The sequence below is a fragment of the Rhizobium rhizogenes NBRC 13257 genome, assembly GCF_000696095.1.
In the GTDB taxonomy this organism is placed as follows: domain Bacteria; phylum Pseudomonadota; class Alphaproteobacteria; order Rhizobiales; family Rhizobiaceae; genus Rhizobium; species Rhizobium rhizogenes.
In genome coordinates, this window is the sequence record NZ_BAYX01000011.1 from 35752 (window position 1) to 52463 (window position 16712).

General features: G+C 58.4%; 14 protein-coding genes. 4 read left to right on the top strand and 10 right to left on the bottom strand.

Annotated elements, in window-relative coordinates; all coding sequences use genetic code 11:
• Positions 1 to 51: 51 nt before the first annotated feature.
• Both RRH01S_RS22955 and RRH01S_RS22960 read right to left on the bottom strand, forming a co-directional pair.
• Positions 52 to 1113, bottom strand: a complete 1062-nt coding sequence (locus RRH01S_RS22955) for an LLM class flavin-dependent oxidoreductase (RefSeq protein ID WP_015917730.1) — start codon at positions 1111 to 1113, stop codon at positions 52 to 54.
• Positions 1114 to 1145: 32 nt separating this feature from the next.
• A complete protein-coding gene (locus RRH01S_RS22960) occupies positions 1146 to 1877 on the bottom strand; it encodes an SDR family NAD(P)-dependent oxidoreductase (RefSeq protein ID WP_015917731.1) in 732 nt (243 codons plus the stop codon).
• 276 nt (positions 1878 to 2153) lie between these two features.
• On the opposite strand from RRH01S_RS22960, the gene RRH01S_RS22965 reads away from it, so the two are divergent.
• The gene (locus tag RRH01S_RS22965; RefSeq protein ID WP_034516142.1) at positions 2154 to 3227 is read left to right on the top strand and encodes an LLM class flavin-dependent oxidoreductase; all 1074 of its coding nucleotides are present in this window, start codon (positions 2154 to 2156) and stop codon (positions 3225 to 3227) included.
• Positions 3224 to 4228, top strand: coding sequence for a transcriptional regulator GcvA (gene gcvA / locus RRH01S_RS22970; protein WP_015917733.1), 1005 nt, complete (start codon positions 3224 to 3226; stop codon positions 4226 to 4228). The genes RRH01S_RS22965 and gcvA overlap by 4 nt, the downstream gene beginning before the upstream one ends.
• Before the next feature lie 22 nt (positions 4229 to 4250).
• Here gcvA and RRH01S_RS22975 read toward each other — a convergent pair whose 3' ends face one another.
• From RRH01S_RS22975 to RRH01S_RS22990, 4 genes are all read right to left on the bottom strand, one after another.
• The gene (locus RRH01S_RS22975) at positions 4251 to 4832 is read right to left on the bottom strand and encodes a TadE/TadG family type IV pilus assembly protein (protein WP_034516140.1); all 582 of its coding nucleotides are present in this window, start codon (positions 4830 to 4832) and stop codon (positions 4251 to 4253) included.
• Entirely contained in the window at positions 4832 to 5362 is a 531-nt protein-coding gene (locus RRH01S_RS22980; protein ID WP_015917735.1) for a TadE/TadG family type IV pilus assembly protein, read from the bottom strand. Before RRH01S_RS22980 ends, RRH01S_RS22975 begins: the two co-directional genes overlap by 1 nt.
• Positions 5359 to 6627, bottom strand: a complete 1269-nt coding sequence (locus RRH01S_RS22985) for a TadE/TadG family type IV pilus assembly protein (RefSeq protein WP_042474326.1) — start codon at positions 6625 to 6627, stop codon at positions 5359 to 5361. Before RRH01S_RS22985 ends, RRH01S_RS22980 begins: the two co-directional genes overlap by 4 nt.
• A 283-nt stretch (positions 6628 to 6910) precedes the next feature.
• Entirely contained in the window at positions 6911 to 7888 is a 978-nt protein-coding gene (locus RRH01S_RS22990) for a hydrogen peroxide-inducible genes activator (RefSeq protein ID WP_015917737.1), read from the bottom strand.
• Between the two features lie 238 nt (positions 7889 to 8126).
• Between RRH01S_RS22990 and katG the strand changes: the two genes are divergently transcribed.
• Complete coding sequence (gene katG, locus RRH01S_RS22995) at positions 8127 to 10325, top strand: catalase/peroxidase HPI (RefSeq protein WP_015917738.1); 2199 nt, start codon at positions 8127 to 8129, stop codon at positions 10323 to 10325.
• 67 nt (positions 10326 to 10392) lie between these two features.
• On the opposite strand, the gene RRH01S_RS23000 is transcribed toward katG, so the two are convergent.
• Positions 10393 to 11469, bottom strand: a complete 1077-nt coding sequence (locus tag RRH01S_RS23000; protein WP_374188764.1) for an alpha/beta hydrolase — start codon at positions 11467 to 11469, stop codon at positions 10393 to 10395.
• Between the two features lie 370 nt (positions 11470 to 11839).
• On the opposite strand from RRH01S_RS23000, the gene RRH01S_RS23005 reads away from it, so the two are divergent.
• Positions 11840 to 12994, top strand: a complete 1155-nt coding sequence (locus RRH01S_RS23005; protein ID WP_015917740.1) for a glycosyltransferase — start codon at positions 11840 to 11842, stop codon at positions 12992 to 12994.
• Between the two features lie 48 nt (positions 12995 to 13042).
• On the opposite strand, the gene RRH01S_RS23010 is transcribed toward RRH01S_RS23005, so the two are convergent.
• From RRH01S_RS23010 to RRH01S_RS23020, 3 genes are all read right to left on the bottom strand, one after another.
• Entirely contained in the window at positions 13043 to 13975 is a 933-nt protein-coding gene (locus tag RRH01S_RS23010; RefSeq protein ID WP_007691586.1) for a LamG domain-containing protein, read from the bottom strand.
• A 48-nt stretch (positions 13976 to 14023) separates the two neighbouring features.
• Positions 14024 to 15106 carry a glycosyltransferase family 4 protein gene (locus tag RRH01S_RS23015; protein WP_007691588.1) on the bottom strand — a complete coding sequence of 361 codons (1083 nt, stop codon included), beginning with the start codon at positions 15104 to 15106 and terminating at the stop codon, positions 14024 to 14026.
• Between the two features lie 175 nt (positions 15107 to 15281).
• Positions 15282 to 16622: an NAD(P)-binding protein gene (locus RRH01S_RS23020; RefSeq protein ID WP_015917741.1), complete on the bottom strand. Its 1341-nt coding sequence runs from the start codon at positions 16620 to 16622 to the stop codon at positions 15282 to 15284.
• Between the last annotated feature and the right edge of the window lie 90 nt (positions 16623 to 16712).

Sequence of the window (16712 nt, forward strand, 5' to 3'; positions counted from 1 at the left end):
CTGTCTGTCCTTCCGAGGCGTTTCCTTCCCTATGCAGTCTATAGTCGGCTTCTATCGGCCGATCCTGTCGAGCGGACCCAGCTCCTTCTCGACAAGCGGCAGTACCTCTGCACCAAAGCGCTCGAGCGAGCGCCGCGCGCGGGCAACCGGCATGTCGCCGAACTGGAAGAAGCAATTGTAATGGCTGGGCCAGAGCGTCCTGATTTCGGCGATCAGCCTTTCAGCGACATAGTGGGCATCGCCGATCAGCAGATTGTCGCGGAAGACCTCAAGCGGCGGCTCGTTCGGAAAGGGAGCGGCAACCACGTGCGAGCCGTCTAGCGTCAACACGTTGCTGCGCAGTCCATGCACCAGCCGGCCTACCCAGCGAGCACGTTCGGCCGCCTCCAGCGCCTCTTCCTTGCTGTCGGTCACATGGACGTACTGTTGCAGGGCAACCGGCATGGATCTGCCATCCAAACCGCCGGCGACCCAGGCTTCCCGCACTTTCTCAGTAATGCCGGGAAGCGCTTGCGATCCGCGCCAGCCGGCCGTGACGAATGGGATCCCGCCCCATTTTGCGAGCGCCTTCAAGATCGGCGGATGTGGCGAGGTGCAATAGACCGGCGGCATCGGCCTTTGCTGGGGCCGCACCGTGAAAACGGCTTCCGGCACGTCGACGTAGCGGCCCTTCAGCGCCGCGCGCCCTTCCGTCAGCGCCTGTTCGACGATGCTCCAGTATTCGAGGAAGATATCGGTCTTCTCCGCCACCGCAGCGCCATAGCGCTCGAATTCATAGGCCTGGTATCCGGTCCCGACACCAAGAACGGCCCGGCCGCCGCTCAACTGGTCGAGAAGCGCGATCTCCTGCGCCACGCGCATTGGGTGATAGAGCGGCAGCACGACGACACCGGCGCCGAGCTTGATGCGGCTGGTGATCCCCGCCATATGCGCGGCCACCATCAGTGGCGAAACGCTGATCGAATAATTGGTGAAATGGTGCTCCGCGAACCAGGCAATCTCGAAGCCGATATCCTCGGCAAGCCGGACCATGGTGCGCGTATCCTCGATGATGCCGCCGATCCCGCCAGGATTGTCGCGAAGGCTCATGAGGTTGAAAATGCCGAAATGCATGTTGAGTGCCCTGCTTTGATTGGGGAAATGGATCAGGCGATGAAATAGCCACCGCTGATGGCGACGGTTTCGCCGACCATGTACCTGTTCTTCTCGGACAGGAGGAACACGATGACATCGGAGACATCCTCCGGCTCGGCGGCGCGGCCGATCGCGGTCTGGGCCGCAAGCTCCGGCAAAAAGCCCGCCGCGCGCGCCTTTTCCGTCGCGATGCCGGCGGGTGCCACGCCGTTGATAAGGATATTGTCCGGCGCGCAGGCCTCGCCGAGGCTTTTGGTCAGGCTGACCACCGCTGCCTTCATCGCCGCGTAGTGTGCATTCTTCGGATGGGACTTCAGAGCGTCGATGGAAGCGACATTGACGATACGGCCGCCGCCATTTTCCTTCATATGCGCGATGACGGCGACGGAGACGGCGTAGAGGCCGCGCACATTGACCGAGAAGCTGAAATCCCAGTCCTCGTCGCTGATGTCGAGGATCGGCCGTCTTGGATAGACGCCGGCACAGTTGCACAGGCCATGAACGCGGCCCGCTCTGGCGACGACATCGCCGACGAGCGCGGCGGCACTGGCGCGGGTGGTGATATCGCCGATGATCGCGAATGCCGCACCGCCGGAAGATTCGATTTCGGCAACTACCGCGTTAGCTGCTTTCGGATCGATGTCGATGATCGCGACACGCACGCCTTCCGCCGCAAGTCCGAGCGAGACGGCCCTGCCGAGCCCGCTGCCACCACCCGTTACAATCATGGTCTGGTTTTTCATGATACCCCGCTTGGCCGGCCTCACCTTGCCGGTTTCGAATGTCGATGGGGGACTGTCTCCGGTCTTTGGATAATCAGCAAACGATCTCTTCTCATGACCCGATAAGCGCAGACGCTATGACAAGGCTGACTGAAGCTGTACTGTCGTGCACATTAGATAAGCTAATTTGTGGGCCGACCGATCCATGCCTATCATTTAGGCTACCTGGCGAATGCCGGAGAAAATCAAATGCCGTCCGCGCCGAGACGCAGGTCGGGACTAGGGAAAGAGACAAATATGGTCAAGCTCGGCCTCTTTAACCTGATGGGGCTCTACGACAGGAACACATCACCGGCTTCCGTGGTGAAGACGACGGTTGACGCGGTGAAAATGGCCGAGGATTTCGGCTTCGATGTCGCATGGTTTGCCGAGCACCATTTCACCAATCATTCGATCTGCCCCTCCTCCATGCTCATGGTTGCCCATTGCGCCGCCGAGACCAAGCAGATCCGGCTGGCGCCCGCCGTGCTCGCTCTGCCTTTCTACGATCCGCTGCGCCTGGTGCAGGAGGCAGCCTTCACCGATCTCCTGACGCATGGGCGGCTCGTGCTCGGACTGGGTTGCGGCTACCAGCCGCACGAATTCGAGCGGTTTCGCGTGCAGCCGGAAGAACGGCATTCGATCATGCTCGAAGCCTGGACGATCCTCGAACAGGGGCTCACCGCCGGCGTCGTCGAATTCAGCGGCCGGCACTTCTCCATCCCTCGCACCGAACTCTCCATGCGCCCCTTCGGCCTCGCCATGCCGGACGTCTTCGTCGCAACCAGCCACCCCGATCCGATTGCGCGCATGGTCAGGGGCAATCACACGCCGTTCATGAGCTTCGGTCATCGCGGCCTGAACGCGGCGCGGAGTTTCAAAGACAGGATTGCCGCGAGCTGGACCGACGCCGGAGGCAACCCGGACACAATGCCGCTCGCCGTGCAGCGTTATGTCTACGTCACAGAAGACCGCGACGATGCGCGCCATGCGGCGCAGTGCGTGCGCGACCTCGCCCGGGCGGCCGTGCCGCTTTCGACGGCCGACCCTACGCGCGACGGCCCGTTCCTGCGTCTGATGCCGCTCAACGATGAGCCGCCGCTTGACGATTTCCTCGACAATGCCGTTATCGGACCGGCAAGCTATTGCGCGGAAAAACTTGCCGGGGAAATCGAGGCGCTCAAGCCGACGCATCTTTCCTGCTTCATGGGTTTTGCCGGCATTGGGCGGCGGGAAACGCTCGCCTCCATCGAGCGTTTCGGCTGCGAGGTCATCCCCCAGCTCGAGGGTCTGGTGGAACTGCGCAACACGACGTTAAGGGACGCTGCATGAACGAACGCCCCTTCGGAACCAACGTGCTGGGAGAGGCGATCGAGATCGCCACGAATGAGGCGGTGCCGACCGCACCGCAGGACTGCCAGCCATCCGGAGGTTCGGGGCGCCGCATGAATCGACTGCCGCCGCTCAACCTGTTTCGCGTTTTCGAGGCGGCCGCGCGTCACGGCAGCTTCACGGCTGCCGCCGACGAGCTTTGCGTGACGCAATCGGCGGTCAGCCAGCAGATACGCCAGATCGAGGATCTGTTGGATGTGCGGCTGTTTCGTCGGCTGCCGCGTCGGGTCGAGCTGACACGCGAGGGCACCCAGCTTGCAAGCGCCGTGCATGAATCGCTTGCCCTGCTCGCCCGCGCCTGCGAGCGCATCGTCGACCCCATGGCGCCGACGGTGCTATGCATCAACGCGCCGCCGGCAATTGCCTCACGCTGGCTGGTGCCCCGACTGAAGCGTTTCATGCAGCTCAATCCGCAGATCAAGGTAACACTGCTCGCCTCCAACGACACGGTGAATTTCGATCGCCAGGATATCGATGTCGCCATTCGCTGGGGGCGCGGCGACTGGCAGGGTGCAAGGGTGGAAAGGCTCGGCCCCGACAAGCTGTTCCCGGTCTGCAGCCCCTCCGTCCTGCGCGAAGGGCCTCCGATCGTCAGCCCCGGCGATCTTGCCCACCATACCCTGCTGCAGAACATGAATTCCAGCCTCTGGGCCACCTGGTTCGCAACCGCCGGCGTCGGCAGCGTCAATTTCGATGAGACGCTCTATTTCAACGATGCCGGCCTGTTGCTGGATGCCGCTGTACAGGGCCAGGGAATTGCGCTCGCCAACCACATGCTTGTCGAAAACGACCTCAAGACCGGACGATTGATCCGCCCTTTCAATATCGAGATACAAAGTGGCGAGAGCTACCACATCCTGACCAGCCCGGATTTTTCCGAAAAAGCCGCCGTCGCCGAATTCCGCCAATGGATCCGTGCCGAGGGTGCCGAAGCCGGTTGAAGCTACGACGAAAGACCTTTAGCTATTTATAGGTGATCGTGTTCCCGGCCCTCGGCCGATTGAAGAAGTGGCGGTCGAAACTGTAACCGTTCGTTCCGGTAAAGCTTGCAAATAGCGCCGAGACGGGTGTCGTCAATGTGTATTGCACGCGGGTCAGCACGACCTGTACGCCCGTTTCCTTGATCTGCGAGGGGACGTCGATCGGCGTTGCCGCCCCATAGGTCAAGGCAGACGTATTGAGCGCGGCAGACCAGTTGACCGTGGCGTTGCCGCTTTTGCTGATGTCATCCACCGCGACCGTGATCGTCAGCCCTGTGGTGTCATAGGGCTGCAGGATGAAGCTTGCTCCGGAAAGAAGTTTGGCGACGTCGGATTTCGTCCAGGTTCCTTGCTGCGAAATCATGTCGCCCGTGGTGGAGGCGATCTCATCGATCTTCCGGCTGACGGTCAGCGCATGGCCGAGATCGACGGTTCCGACAAGCAGGAGCAGCAGGATCGGCAGGACGATTGCGAATTCCACACCCGAAGTGCCGGACCGGTCACGCGCCAGACGGCGAAAGCAGAATGCGGGAAACCGGTAGATGGGCAAGCTCCGTTTCATCATCAGAAGGGCTCGTTGCGGAACAGAACGGAGGACCCGAGCAGATAGCGACCGTCGGCCATCTTGTTGCTGGAAAAGGTGAAGAAGTTGACGACGGCATCCCAGGGCAAGAATGCCTGAACCAGAACGAAGTCGCTGCCCTTGCCGATATTATATGTCTCGGTCACGGCAAGATTACCACTGGCATTGATGGGATTGGCACTGGTGGCCGACGACAGATCGGAGAGTATGTCGACCTTGACCAGGAGATTGCTGGAACAACTGAACGCCAGGAGCATATCGTCGCAGATTTTGGCCTTGAAATCGGCCTGGCTGATCTTGGACGAAGCAACCTCTCCGGTGCGTATCATTCGGGAAATCTTTTGAACCGATGCGTCCATTGCTGAATTCACGAAAAACATCACCGATATCTCGATGATCGCGAAGATCAGCATGAACAGCGGCAGGGCCAGGAGCGCGAACTCGATCGCGGCTACGCCTTTCCGGTCAGCGAGGAGGCGGCGGAACGATGCAAAGGGCCTTGCTCGCATCATTGAGTCAGCCGAACGGAGGCGAGATATTGTGTGAAGAGTGCCGACAGGCCAGTGGTAATCTCCGTAGCCGACGACGCCGACATGAACAGGCTCTTTGAGGAGGCGCAATCCGAAAGCGCATAAGGAATGTAGTCCCGCCGCGTGATGCTGCTGGACACACCACTATCCATCGTGCCGCCCCAGGTGCTTTTCCAATTGGCGCTCGCCATGGTCGAGCCAACGGTTGCGTTGTAGCCCCAATCGGTGGTGATCGGCAGATACTCGGTATAGAGAACAGCCATGGTGGCGGACTGTTTTTTTATGTAGTCGCACCAGGCCGGATTTAGCGGCGCCACCTTCGGCTGATATTTCGCGCCACTGGTTACCCATTCGCGCTGTGATTGGACGCCATCGGTCAGCAGGAGCACTAATTTGAGTGGCGTCGCCGAAGAAGAACCATCCCCGCCCGTTCCGACCTTATTCTTCAGCGCCGCCAGAGAGACATCAAAATAGGTATAGGTCGTCGAGGTTGCGCTTGTAAGGTCCGAATCCACGCGCTTACCAGCGGCAGTGGTATCCAGGGTTGGCGCCAAAACTTCCGTGATCGTATCACCCAAGCTATAGAGTCCGACCTTGATCCGCTCGTGATTGGTGTCGGAAGCGCTGATCATGTCGATCACTTCATGAACGGCATCGACGGCAACATCGGCGCGCAGCTTGATTTTCTTTTCGGTGCTATAGGCATAGTTGTTACTATACGTCGCGGTGCCGATCGTGTGTGAATCGCCGGTATGGCAGGCGAACTGACATCCGATGCCATTATACATGGCCTGTTGACCCGCGGTCGTCGCCGCCAGCAGCATCGACGGGGACTTGTCGATCACGATGTAGACGTTGAGATAGGACGATGCCGGTCCCTTGACGGCGCTTGCGACGCTGACGGGGACGGTATTGATATTGGCGAGCTTCATCAGGGTCGTGGGAACAGTGCCGCTCGCCGTCGCCGTTATGCGATGGTTGGTCGTGTCGATTTCGATATCGCCAAGAGAGTAGCTACTCTCCGTCTGCGCATGGAACCAGTCGGACACCTTTTGCTTGAGGGCATCCGTATCACCGGCGTCGACATTCTTGACCGCGGCGATCAGCGCCGCGTCGAGATCGCTCTGCATGCTCTGGCGAACGTTGTAGGCGCGGATATAGTCAAAGCTGGCACCGACCGCGAGGAGCATCGGCACGAGGGTGAGAGCAACAACGATTGCTACGTTGCCGCCGCGGCTCCTTCCCATCGCGCGAAATATTGCGAAGAATCGGTTATTTAAAAAATCCAGCTTCAAGAACCACCATCACCTAAATCTACGAAAAAGTGATGGGTATCACGGCCATACGAAAGTTAATCTTTCATGGATTCTTACATCTACCGAACAAAATCACAGTCTTCGTCGATGTTTTCTGCGTAATCTGGATATTTATTCGCACTTCGTATCTTAGTAATGATGTATAGTTAGCATCCAATAGTAGAGTTAGCTATATCAAAAATATTATCCACGGCTGTCCCGCCAGCAAGACCACTCAATTCGCCGCCGCCTCCACCACCTCTATGTTGCGACCATCAACCCCAGGCTCCCGCGTCGACAATGTCGGATTATATCGCGCGCGCATTGCATCGGCAGACTGCCGGACGACTTCGGAAATCTGCAGGAATTGCTTGGCCAGAGGATTTGTCTTGCGCCAGATCATTCCGATCGTTCGCGACGGCTGGACGTTCTGAAAACGAGCGACCGACACCGACGCCGACCGCGTCTCCACTCCAACGGCCATTTCCGGGATCAAGGTGACACCAATGCCGGCGCTGACCATCTGAACCAGCGTGGACAAAGAACTGCCGTCCATCAGTTCCCGCGGCAGCGCCGACTGTATGTTGCAGAACGACAAGGCCTGATCGCGAAAGCAATGCCCCTCCTCAAGCAGAAGCAGCCTCATTTCACGGAGCGCTTCACGATTGGGCACCGGCTTTCCCTCATCCTCGCCCGGCCGGACCAGCACGAAGTTCTCCGAGAACAGCGAAACCTCGGTCAGCGAAGGCTCGGAGACCGGCAAGGCAACAATGGCGGTGTCGAGCCGACCCTCCGCCAGCTCCTGCACCAGCTTCGAGGTCAGCGTCTCGCGCACATGAATCTCAAGTCCGTCATGCATGCGGGTGAGATTGCCGATGATGGCGGGTAACAGGTAGGGCGCGACCGTCGGGATGATGCCTATCCGCAGCCGCCCCACCAGCCTGTCCTGCGAAGCCCGCGCCAGATCCCCCAGTTCGTCGACCGAACGCAGGATCTCGCGTACGCGCAGTGCAAACGCCTCTCCGAAGCTGGTGAGCCGAACCTGGCGCGCGCCTCTTTCGAAGAGCTCCGTACCCAGCGTTTCCTCCAGCTCCTTGATCTGCATCGACAGAGCGGGCTGCGAGATCGCACAGACATCGGCCGCGCGCCCGAAATGCCCCTGCCGTGCTAACGCCTCGAAATAGCGAAACTGCTTCAGTGTCAAATTTGTCATAAGCCTACCTTATCGCGGCGATCAGAAAATCCAACTTAAATTAATGAAGGGGCTTGGCTATAATACCCGAAGCAAAGATGAGATGCGTCACTGTCACATGCGGCCCGTAAGGTGGCTGCCGACCGTGCGCAGCTCACCGATGTCCGGACTATCCAGAACGCTGACGCCCCAAGCACGTTCGCCTCAGGACTGTCTTTCTCAGACTAGCTCAATTCAAAGAATCTCAAGGGAGAGAATTATGGATACGAAAGTCGACAACGCGGGCAAATGTCCCGTCGTGCATACGCACACGGCCCATGGCGGCAGGTCGAACCGGGACTGGTGGCCGAACCAGCTCAACCTTAGGATTCTCCATCAGAACTCCTCCCTGTCCAACCCTCTTGGCACGGCGTTCAACTATGCCGAGGAATTCAAGAAGCTCGACCTGGAGGCCTTGAAGAAGGACCTCTTCGCGCTGATGACCGATTCGCAGGAGTGGTGGCCGGCCGACTTCGGTCACTACGGCCCGCTTTTCATCCGCATGGCCTGGCACAGCGCTGGCACCTACCGCACCGGCGATGGCCGCGGGGGCGCGGGAGCCGGTCAGCAGCGTTTCGCGCCGCTCAACAGCTGGCCTGACAACGTCAACCTCGACAAGGCACGTCGCCTGCTCTGGCCGATCAAGCAGAAATACGGCAACCAGATCTCCTGGGCCGACCTGCTCGTCCTCACGGGCAATGTCGCCCTGGAATCGATGGGCTTCAAGACCTTCGGCTTTGCCGGTGGCCGCGCCGATGTCTGGGAGCCGGCGGAAGACGTCTATTGGGGCTCCGAGGACACCTGGCTTGGCGACAAGCGTTACTCCGGCGACCGCGACCTCGAAAAGCCGCTCTCCGCCGTGCAGATGGGCCTGATCTACGTCAACCCGGAAGGCCCGAACGGCAACCCGGATCCGCTCGCCGCGGCCCGTGACATCCGCGAAACCTTCGCACGCATGGCCATGAACGACGAGGAAACCGTGGCCCTCATCGCCGGCGGTCATACCTTCGGCAAGACCCATGGCGCGGGCGACGCAGCACATGTCGGCGCCGATCCCGAGGCAGGCGATATCGAGGAGCAGGGTTTCGGCTGGAAGAGCAGCTATGGAACGGGCAAGGGCGGCGACACGATCAGCAGTGGCCTGGAAGTCATTTGGACCACGACGCCGACGAAGTGGAGCAACAACTTCTTCGAAAACCTGTTCGGCTTCGAGTGGGAACTGACCAAGAGCCCGGCCGGTGCCCATCAGTGGACACCGAAGAATGGCGCCGGCGCGGGTATCGTGCCGGACGCGCACGACCCGTCCAAGCGTCACGCGCCGTCCATGCTGACCACGGACCTTTCTCTGCGCTTTGACCCTGCCTATGAGAAGATTTCGAGGCGTTTCTTCGAAAATCCGGATCAGTTCGCCGATGCCTTTGCCCGCGCCTGGTTCAAGCTGACCCACCGCGACATGGGACCGCGCGTACTCTATCTCGGCCCGGAAGTTCCCTCTGAAGAGCTGATCTGGCAGGATCCCATCCCAGCCGTTGACCACCTGTTGATCGACGCCAAGGATATCGCCGATCTCAAGGAAAAGATCCTCGCATCGGGGCTGCCGATCTCGCAGCTGGTCTCGACCGCCTGGGCCTCAGCTGCCACTTTCCGCGGTTCTGACAAACGCGGCGGTGCGAACGGTGCACGTATCCGCCTTGCCCCGCAGAAGGATTGGGAAGTCAACCAGCCGACGCAGCTGGCGACCGTGCTCGCAACACTTGAAGGCATCCAGAAGGCGTTCAACGACGCCCAGCTGAGTGGCAAGAAGGTGTCGCTTGCGGATCTGATCGTCCTTGCCGGCTCTGCCGCAGTCGAAAAGGCAGCGAAGAATGCTGGCCACGACATCGAGGTTCCGTTCGCGCCCGGTCGTACCGACGCGACGCAAGAACAGACCGATGTCGAGTCCTTTGCTGTGCTGGAGCCGATCGCCGACGGGTTCCGCAACTATCAGAAGGGCGAATACACCATTTCGCCCGAGGAGTTGCTGATCGACAAGGCGCAACTGCTGACACTGACCGCGCCGGAATTGACGGTTCTGGTCGGTGGCCTGCGCGTGTTGAACGCCAATACCGGACAATCCCAGCATGGCGTCTTCACCAAGCGCCCTGAAACGCTCACCAACGATTTCTTCGTCAACCTGCTCGACATGGGCACGGCATGGAAAGTTTCCCCGGACTCGAAATATGTGTTCGAAGGACGTGACCGCGATACGAATGAAATCAAGTGGACCGGCACCCGTATCGACCTCGTCTTCGGCTCCAATTCGCAGCTGCGGGCGCTGGCCGAGGTCTATGGCCAGGGCGATACGCAGGAGAAGTTCGTTCGTGACTTCGTGGCGGCCTGGACGAAGGTGATGAACGCTGATCGCTTTGATCTGGCCTGATCCGGACCGTAAACGCATTCGGGCGCGGCTGAATCCCAGCCGCGCCCGATTCCATATATTGGAAGCCTTACTGCGGATTGACCGCTCGGCTAGCCAGGCGGAAGGGGCTGGATATTGTTGCACCGATGGCATCGAAGACGAAGGCGCCGGCCTGTCCAACCGCGTTCGTTTTTCCATTCGTACCGGCATCAAAATTCGGATTCATCGACGCCAGAGCGATGAAGCGATCATGATTGCCTGGATCGGAAGCTTTGAGCGCTGAAATGTCGATCAACCGGACACCGGCCTTGACCGCCGCCTCCCGGACAACTTCATCCCTGACATCAAGCGCACCGACGCGGGGCACACCGCTACCCAAAAATGTCGAAGCTTCCAGAGCCCGATCGTCCGGCGAAACGAGAACCGTCAGAGGAGGAGACATTTTGCCGATGACATTCAGCTGCGAGATAAACACATCCGCATCGATATCCGGAGCCGCCAGGACCACAGTAAGCTTGGCCAGCACATCCTCCCGGCCTTCCAGCTTCAATTGCCTGAGAGCTTCGGTGGTCAACCAGCCGCCCATGCTATGACCGAACACCATAACTTCGCCGCGCTTGCGATCCCTGGTGATATCCACGAGAAGCTGCGTCAAGTTATCCCGGGAAAATGTGGCTGAATCCTTGTCGGCTATATAGCCCGCCAGAGCGGCCTGCGACGGCCATGAAAACAAGATCGGCACGGCCGGCAGATTTGAATCGGCTCTCAACTGGGCAAGCCGAAACAGGGATTCCTGAAAGTTATAATTATAACCGTGGACGAAGACGACAACCCGGCGTTCTTCGCCCTTGTCGGGAAGTGTCTTCAAAAAACTCTCTCGGTTAAGGACGGCTTGCCCAGTGACCGCGAATGTCTTCTGCGGGTCAGGTTTCGGACGGGGCCATTCTATCTGGCCGCTCTTATGCGTCGGAGGAATGGAGATCGTGAAGCGGGCGTAGTTTGTTGAAATCGATCGCCCATTCGTGAAAATATTCTGCGCCGGATCTTTTCTTGGCCTGGTCGTTGCTGAGTAGACCGTGAACGTATTCGTCGTTGCAGGCGTTTTGGAGACTGTTTCCAATACCTCAGGTCCTGGGCGGCCCGCACATGACGCAAGCATAGCCATTATCAGAAGCAGGCTAAATCTTTTCATTCTCTGGCCTTTGCGCCCGGTTGCCACGCAAGGGCATTAGCACGCGCAGAGGTGCCATTCAAATGATTCATTGACTCATGCGTCAACGAATTGAAAGCGGTCATCGAGAGATGCCCCCTCTACCCAAGCCCAGTGCAAGGTACCGGCAAGGCTCCCATCATTTTCCAAGCCGCAGCAAAATCCATTTTATAGGCTATTCGGATAAGGGAGATACTTATCGAATTTCAGGTTGCGAATATTACTATTTCTTTTCTAAACAATACTGGAGACACTCGCCATTTGTTATTAATGCTGTACTCTGCATCGTGCTATGAAGACCTGTCAGCTCGAATAGGACGCGCGCATGCAAATGAACGCCGCATTGCCGGATGGGAAAGAACAAAGACCAACTCACGAGCGCATAAAAATCCTTTACATTCAACCCGGTACAAGCTCATTCGCAGGCATCGAGCGCGTGGTCGATACGATATGCTCTGCCTTGTCCGACAAATATGCAGCCGATTTCGAGATCGACGTCCTTTACACGTCTCACCACAAAAACCGGCCAGCCGGAAAGCAAAGCTATAATACGATCGACAGAATTGCCCGCAGCAGACGAGAGTTGATGTCTATCTTAAGAAGCGTGTTCAAGAGCAAGGACTACGGCCTTATCGTTGTCCCGCAGATTGAGCCGACGGTCATTTGCATGATGGCTTGCCTCGGAATCCGAAGGAATTTCGCCATGCATCTGCATGGCAATCCACGGCTGGAACCGAGCCATCTGAAGGCCAAGATCCTGTTCTTCCTGATGAGGATCTATTTCATCAAGCGCCTCTCCTATGTCTTCGGCACATCACCCAAGCAGCTTGAATCATTCAAGGCAATGTTTGCCAGCAAGACCCCGCAATATTGGCTGCCAAATCCCGTCAGAAAATTCGATGCTGGAAGAATAAAACCTCTTGAGGACGTAAACTGCGTTACCTTTGTGAATGTCGGCCGATTTTCCTATCAAAAGGGGCAGGACATCCTGCTGGACGCATTCGCGGAGCTCTGCAAGGTTCGCAAGAACGTCAGATTGAAGGTCGTGGGTTATGGCGCAGGAGAGGCCGAACTGCGCGATCAGATCAGTCGACTGGAACTTGAAGACGTGGTGAGCATCGAGCACCATCCGGACAATCCACAACCGGCCTTATCCACCAGTGACATCTACGTATCGACGTCGCGTTGGGAAGGCTGGTCGCTGGCAATCTGCGAGGCCCTGAGGTTCGGCCTGCCGGTCATCTCGACCGACTGTGAATTCGGTCCGAGCGACATTCTCGTCGACAGGCGTCTCGGACGCCTTGTTCCAGTGAGCGGCGGCGATGAACTGGTCAAGGCGATGATTTATTACTGCGACAACCTGCAGGATGAATTGTCCCATGCAGAATTCAGGCAGAGCTTCATAGACAGCTTCGATACCGAGCGGGTTGTCGATGTGCATGCGGATGCCTTGCGGGTCGCCGCGAAGGAAATTTCGTAAGCCCTGTGACTACGTCGTTGATCGCTTGACGCGGTAATTCAGCGGGTGTCACGCATAAACCTGCATATAGTCGACCCGCATATGGGTTAGCCGGTCTTCCGGCTTCAGCGGATTGGGGAACGGCACGTCCGACCGCAAGGCGAGCGTAAGCAGTGGCCAGAACACGTCGTTACCCGCATCCATCTCCGCCGCGCGCCCCAACGTCCAGTCGATGGGCTGCTGGGTTTTCGGGTCACGGATCTGTTTGCGCTCGAAGTAGAAGCGGCAGCGGGCGCCCTCGATGAGCAGGCCGTAGCGGAAGTAGCCAGTGGTGATGTCGACACCGGTCGGGACGCCGATGCCCTCATGATGCTCACCCGGCTTGCCCCATTCGTGCAGGTATGCGCCATAGAGATCGCGTTCCCACCCCTTCTGCTCGACGACATCAAGCTCGATGCTTGTCTTCGGGAAGAGAATGCTCCTGCCGTTCATCAGCCAGAAAGCAGGAAAGCTCAAGGGATGGGCGGGAAACCGCATCCGCGCCTCGAAATAGCCGTGCCGCCATCCTTTGAGGATCGTGCCGTCAGGCTTGGCCGTCTGGATATTGCCGGAAATCCATTGGTATTCAGGCTGGTTGTTGCCGTAATAGTTCGGCACATTCATCTGGCGTCCAATATACTGGGCCGAGATTTGAAGCGCCTTGCCGTTGCTCGCTGATGGGTCATCCACGATCGCATAGGGATTGAAGCCCTCTTCGCCATCGATCCGGCTGAAGGCGGATCGTCCGTAGAAGCCGGTATCGAAGGTGGTCGCCTTGGGGCCTGCATCCCATATCGCCGTGTCCAGCGTCGTAAATCCTTCGTCGAAGATAAGGCTGCGACCTTCGGTCGGATCGGGAGCCTCTTCAGCGGAGGGCCGTTTGTTCGTCAACAGCAGACCGCCGGCGGCGGCAAGCGAGGCAGCTCCTATCAGGACGTTGCGCCGAGAAGTTGCGATCGTCATTTCCTGTCCTCTGTTGGTCCATCGTGCGCTTCGATGTTACGTCGCCAGCTAGGCTGCGGCTTGTGCGGTTTTCGAACCCGTTTCAAGGGCGCCCGCATAGACATCCATGGTCTCGCGAGCGACACGGTCGATCGTCATGCGTTCGATCCGTATCTGGCTCCTGTCCTGCCATTCCCCGATACGGCTGGGGTCTTCGAGCAGGCCGCAGAGCGCTGCCGCCAGCGCCGGCGGGTCATGCGGCGGCACGAGAATTCCAGCCGCGCCATATTCCAGCAGTTGCGGAATGCCATCCACCTTTGTCCCGATGACGGCGCAGCGAGCCTCACGCGCCTCCGAGAGGACCAAGGGGGCCGGGTCGGCGTGGGACGGCAATACGAAAATGTCGGCGCCCACCATCCAGGGGAAGGGATCTTCCTTAGCGCCCAGGAATGTGACGGCCGCCGCGCAGTCCATTTGCGCGACCGCCTCCTGATAGTCGGCGTGGAACGGCCCCTCCCCGACAATATAGAGCCTCGCCGCAGGATGCTTCTCATGTGCGAGCCGGAAGGCTTCGAAAAGATCGGGAAGGCCCTTTCGAGGGTGCAGACCGCCGACAAAGAGGATGCTCGGAGACCCGAGAACGATGGGCAACGGACTGCGGTTTTCGATACGCGCCGAACCAATCGTGCCATTGAGGACGACACGAAGCTTCGATGTCGGGATTCCGCGCTTCAGCATCGACGCGCCGACAGCCTCGCTCACCGCGATCACGCGCGTTCCGAGCCCCATCAGGATCGCACTTTTCTCGAATTCATTGTGGACCGTGGTGACAAGAGGGATGCCGGCGACCTTGCAGATCGGCCACGCCAACACGGCGCTCGTCATCATATGGGCGTGAACGATCTCCGCCCGCCATGCGCGAACATGCCTGCGCAACGCATACGAGGACTTCAGCAGGTTGAACGGCTTTCTCTGATGATCGATCACCACGGTCGTAACACCGTACCTGTGGAGCAGCTGATCGAAATCGCCGCCACCGCTCGCGACGCAGACATCGTGGCCAAGCTTGGCTTGCGCACAGGCAAGATCGACCGCCGCATGGACATGTCCATTCAGCCTGTTCGTGTGATTGAGAATATGCAAAATCCGCATGAAACCGCACCCAATACCATTGTCGACAAATACAAATTTTCGATGCCGGAATAATTCTATGTCACTTCTCAATATTCACGACTATATTCCGCCGAGACATCAGCCATCATTGAGATTCCAAGCCTATCCGGCACGTGCATATTCTTCATTTCCCTGCGGCCGTGCGGCAAATTATCTAGGAAATTTGCTTGTCGCGCAGTGCGGCTTCGGCCTCCACTGTGGAGGCGCGTGCGGTCGGTTGATAGTTGAATCCGCCCTGGCGGCCGAGAGATTCGAGGCCGAACGCCTGAAGTTGCCGGATGGCTTCGGCGGCGTGTTGAGCAGCGCCTCGGCTATAGATCGGATAGGCCTCCTCCAGGACATAGCTTCCTTCGAGCTTGAGGTCGCCCTGGAATAGTCCATTGGCGCGGACATGCTCCCTGAAGTCGTCCTCGGCCTGCTGTACCGAGCCGCCGGCGTGATTGCCGATGACCTCCGCCGTGAAATATTCGCGATCGTCGGCGCAACCATAAAAGTCGGAATACATCGTCAGGCGCTTCCACGCGCCCTCGTGGGAAAAATTATAGATGATCGACTGACGAAAACCGCGATCGCCGGAAAAGCTGAAATAAAGGCCGATGAGCGTGATCGTGTCGAGCTTTCGCCCGGAATCGAGCCCGCATAGCTCTTCCGCCCTGTGAATGGGAATGGTCGAGATGATGCGGTCGCATGCGACAAGTCTGTCTTTGAGCTGCAGGTGAAACTGGTCCTGAACCTTGTAGACGCTCAGCATTTCAGCAGCCAAGTGAAACGCGGCACCGTCCTTTTCCAGCCGATCGGAGGCCGCTTTGTAAAGAAAGCGAAATCCCTCCTTGGGGCGCGCCATTTGCCGATTGGTCGGGCCTTGCCGTTTCGGTTTCAAAACGCGGGAAATAAGGTTCTGAATGGAGGCATGCTCGCTGATCCAAAGCATCCGCTTACGGGCGAGTTCGATATCGATCCCATCCGTCGCAACTCCGTAGAAGCGCCTCATGTAGGATTCCAGGCCGGAGCGATGGAGCAGCCGTCCACCAATCCAATAGCGCGCAAACTCTCGCGCATTGCGCATTTTCCGCTGGAACAGGCGGGCATAGATCACCGAGGCAAAAATCCGCGCGCTTTCCAGCAGGCCCGCACCGAAAATGTCGTCCCGAACCGAGATCGGATAGGTGGTGATCATTCCTTGAGGGTTCAACCGCGCCCATTGCGGGGTGATCGGCACATATAAAGGCAGCAACTCGGGAAAGTGCTCAAGCAGCGGAGAATCGTCCTGGAAAATCAGGCTGCCGATGTCGAAGGTGTATCCCCCGGAGGACCAGTCGATGTGATTTCCGCCGATATGGTCATATTCGTCGACGATGAGAACCCGGGCATAGCCCTGCCGCAGCAGTACCGACGCGGAAACCAGTCCTGAAATACCGGCCCCAAGAACGACGGCATCAAACCGTTCCGCCTCGGTGACGGGGTCGATGATGGTCTGATGGCCTGCATCATTCATGGAGTCACCCTCACCTCCAGCCGTTTTACAAGCGTAGATTATCTTTTGAGATATTGGAAGTTGAATTCAAACATACAATCTAAATAATTC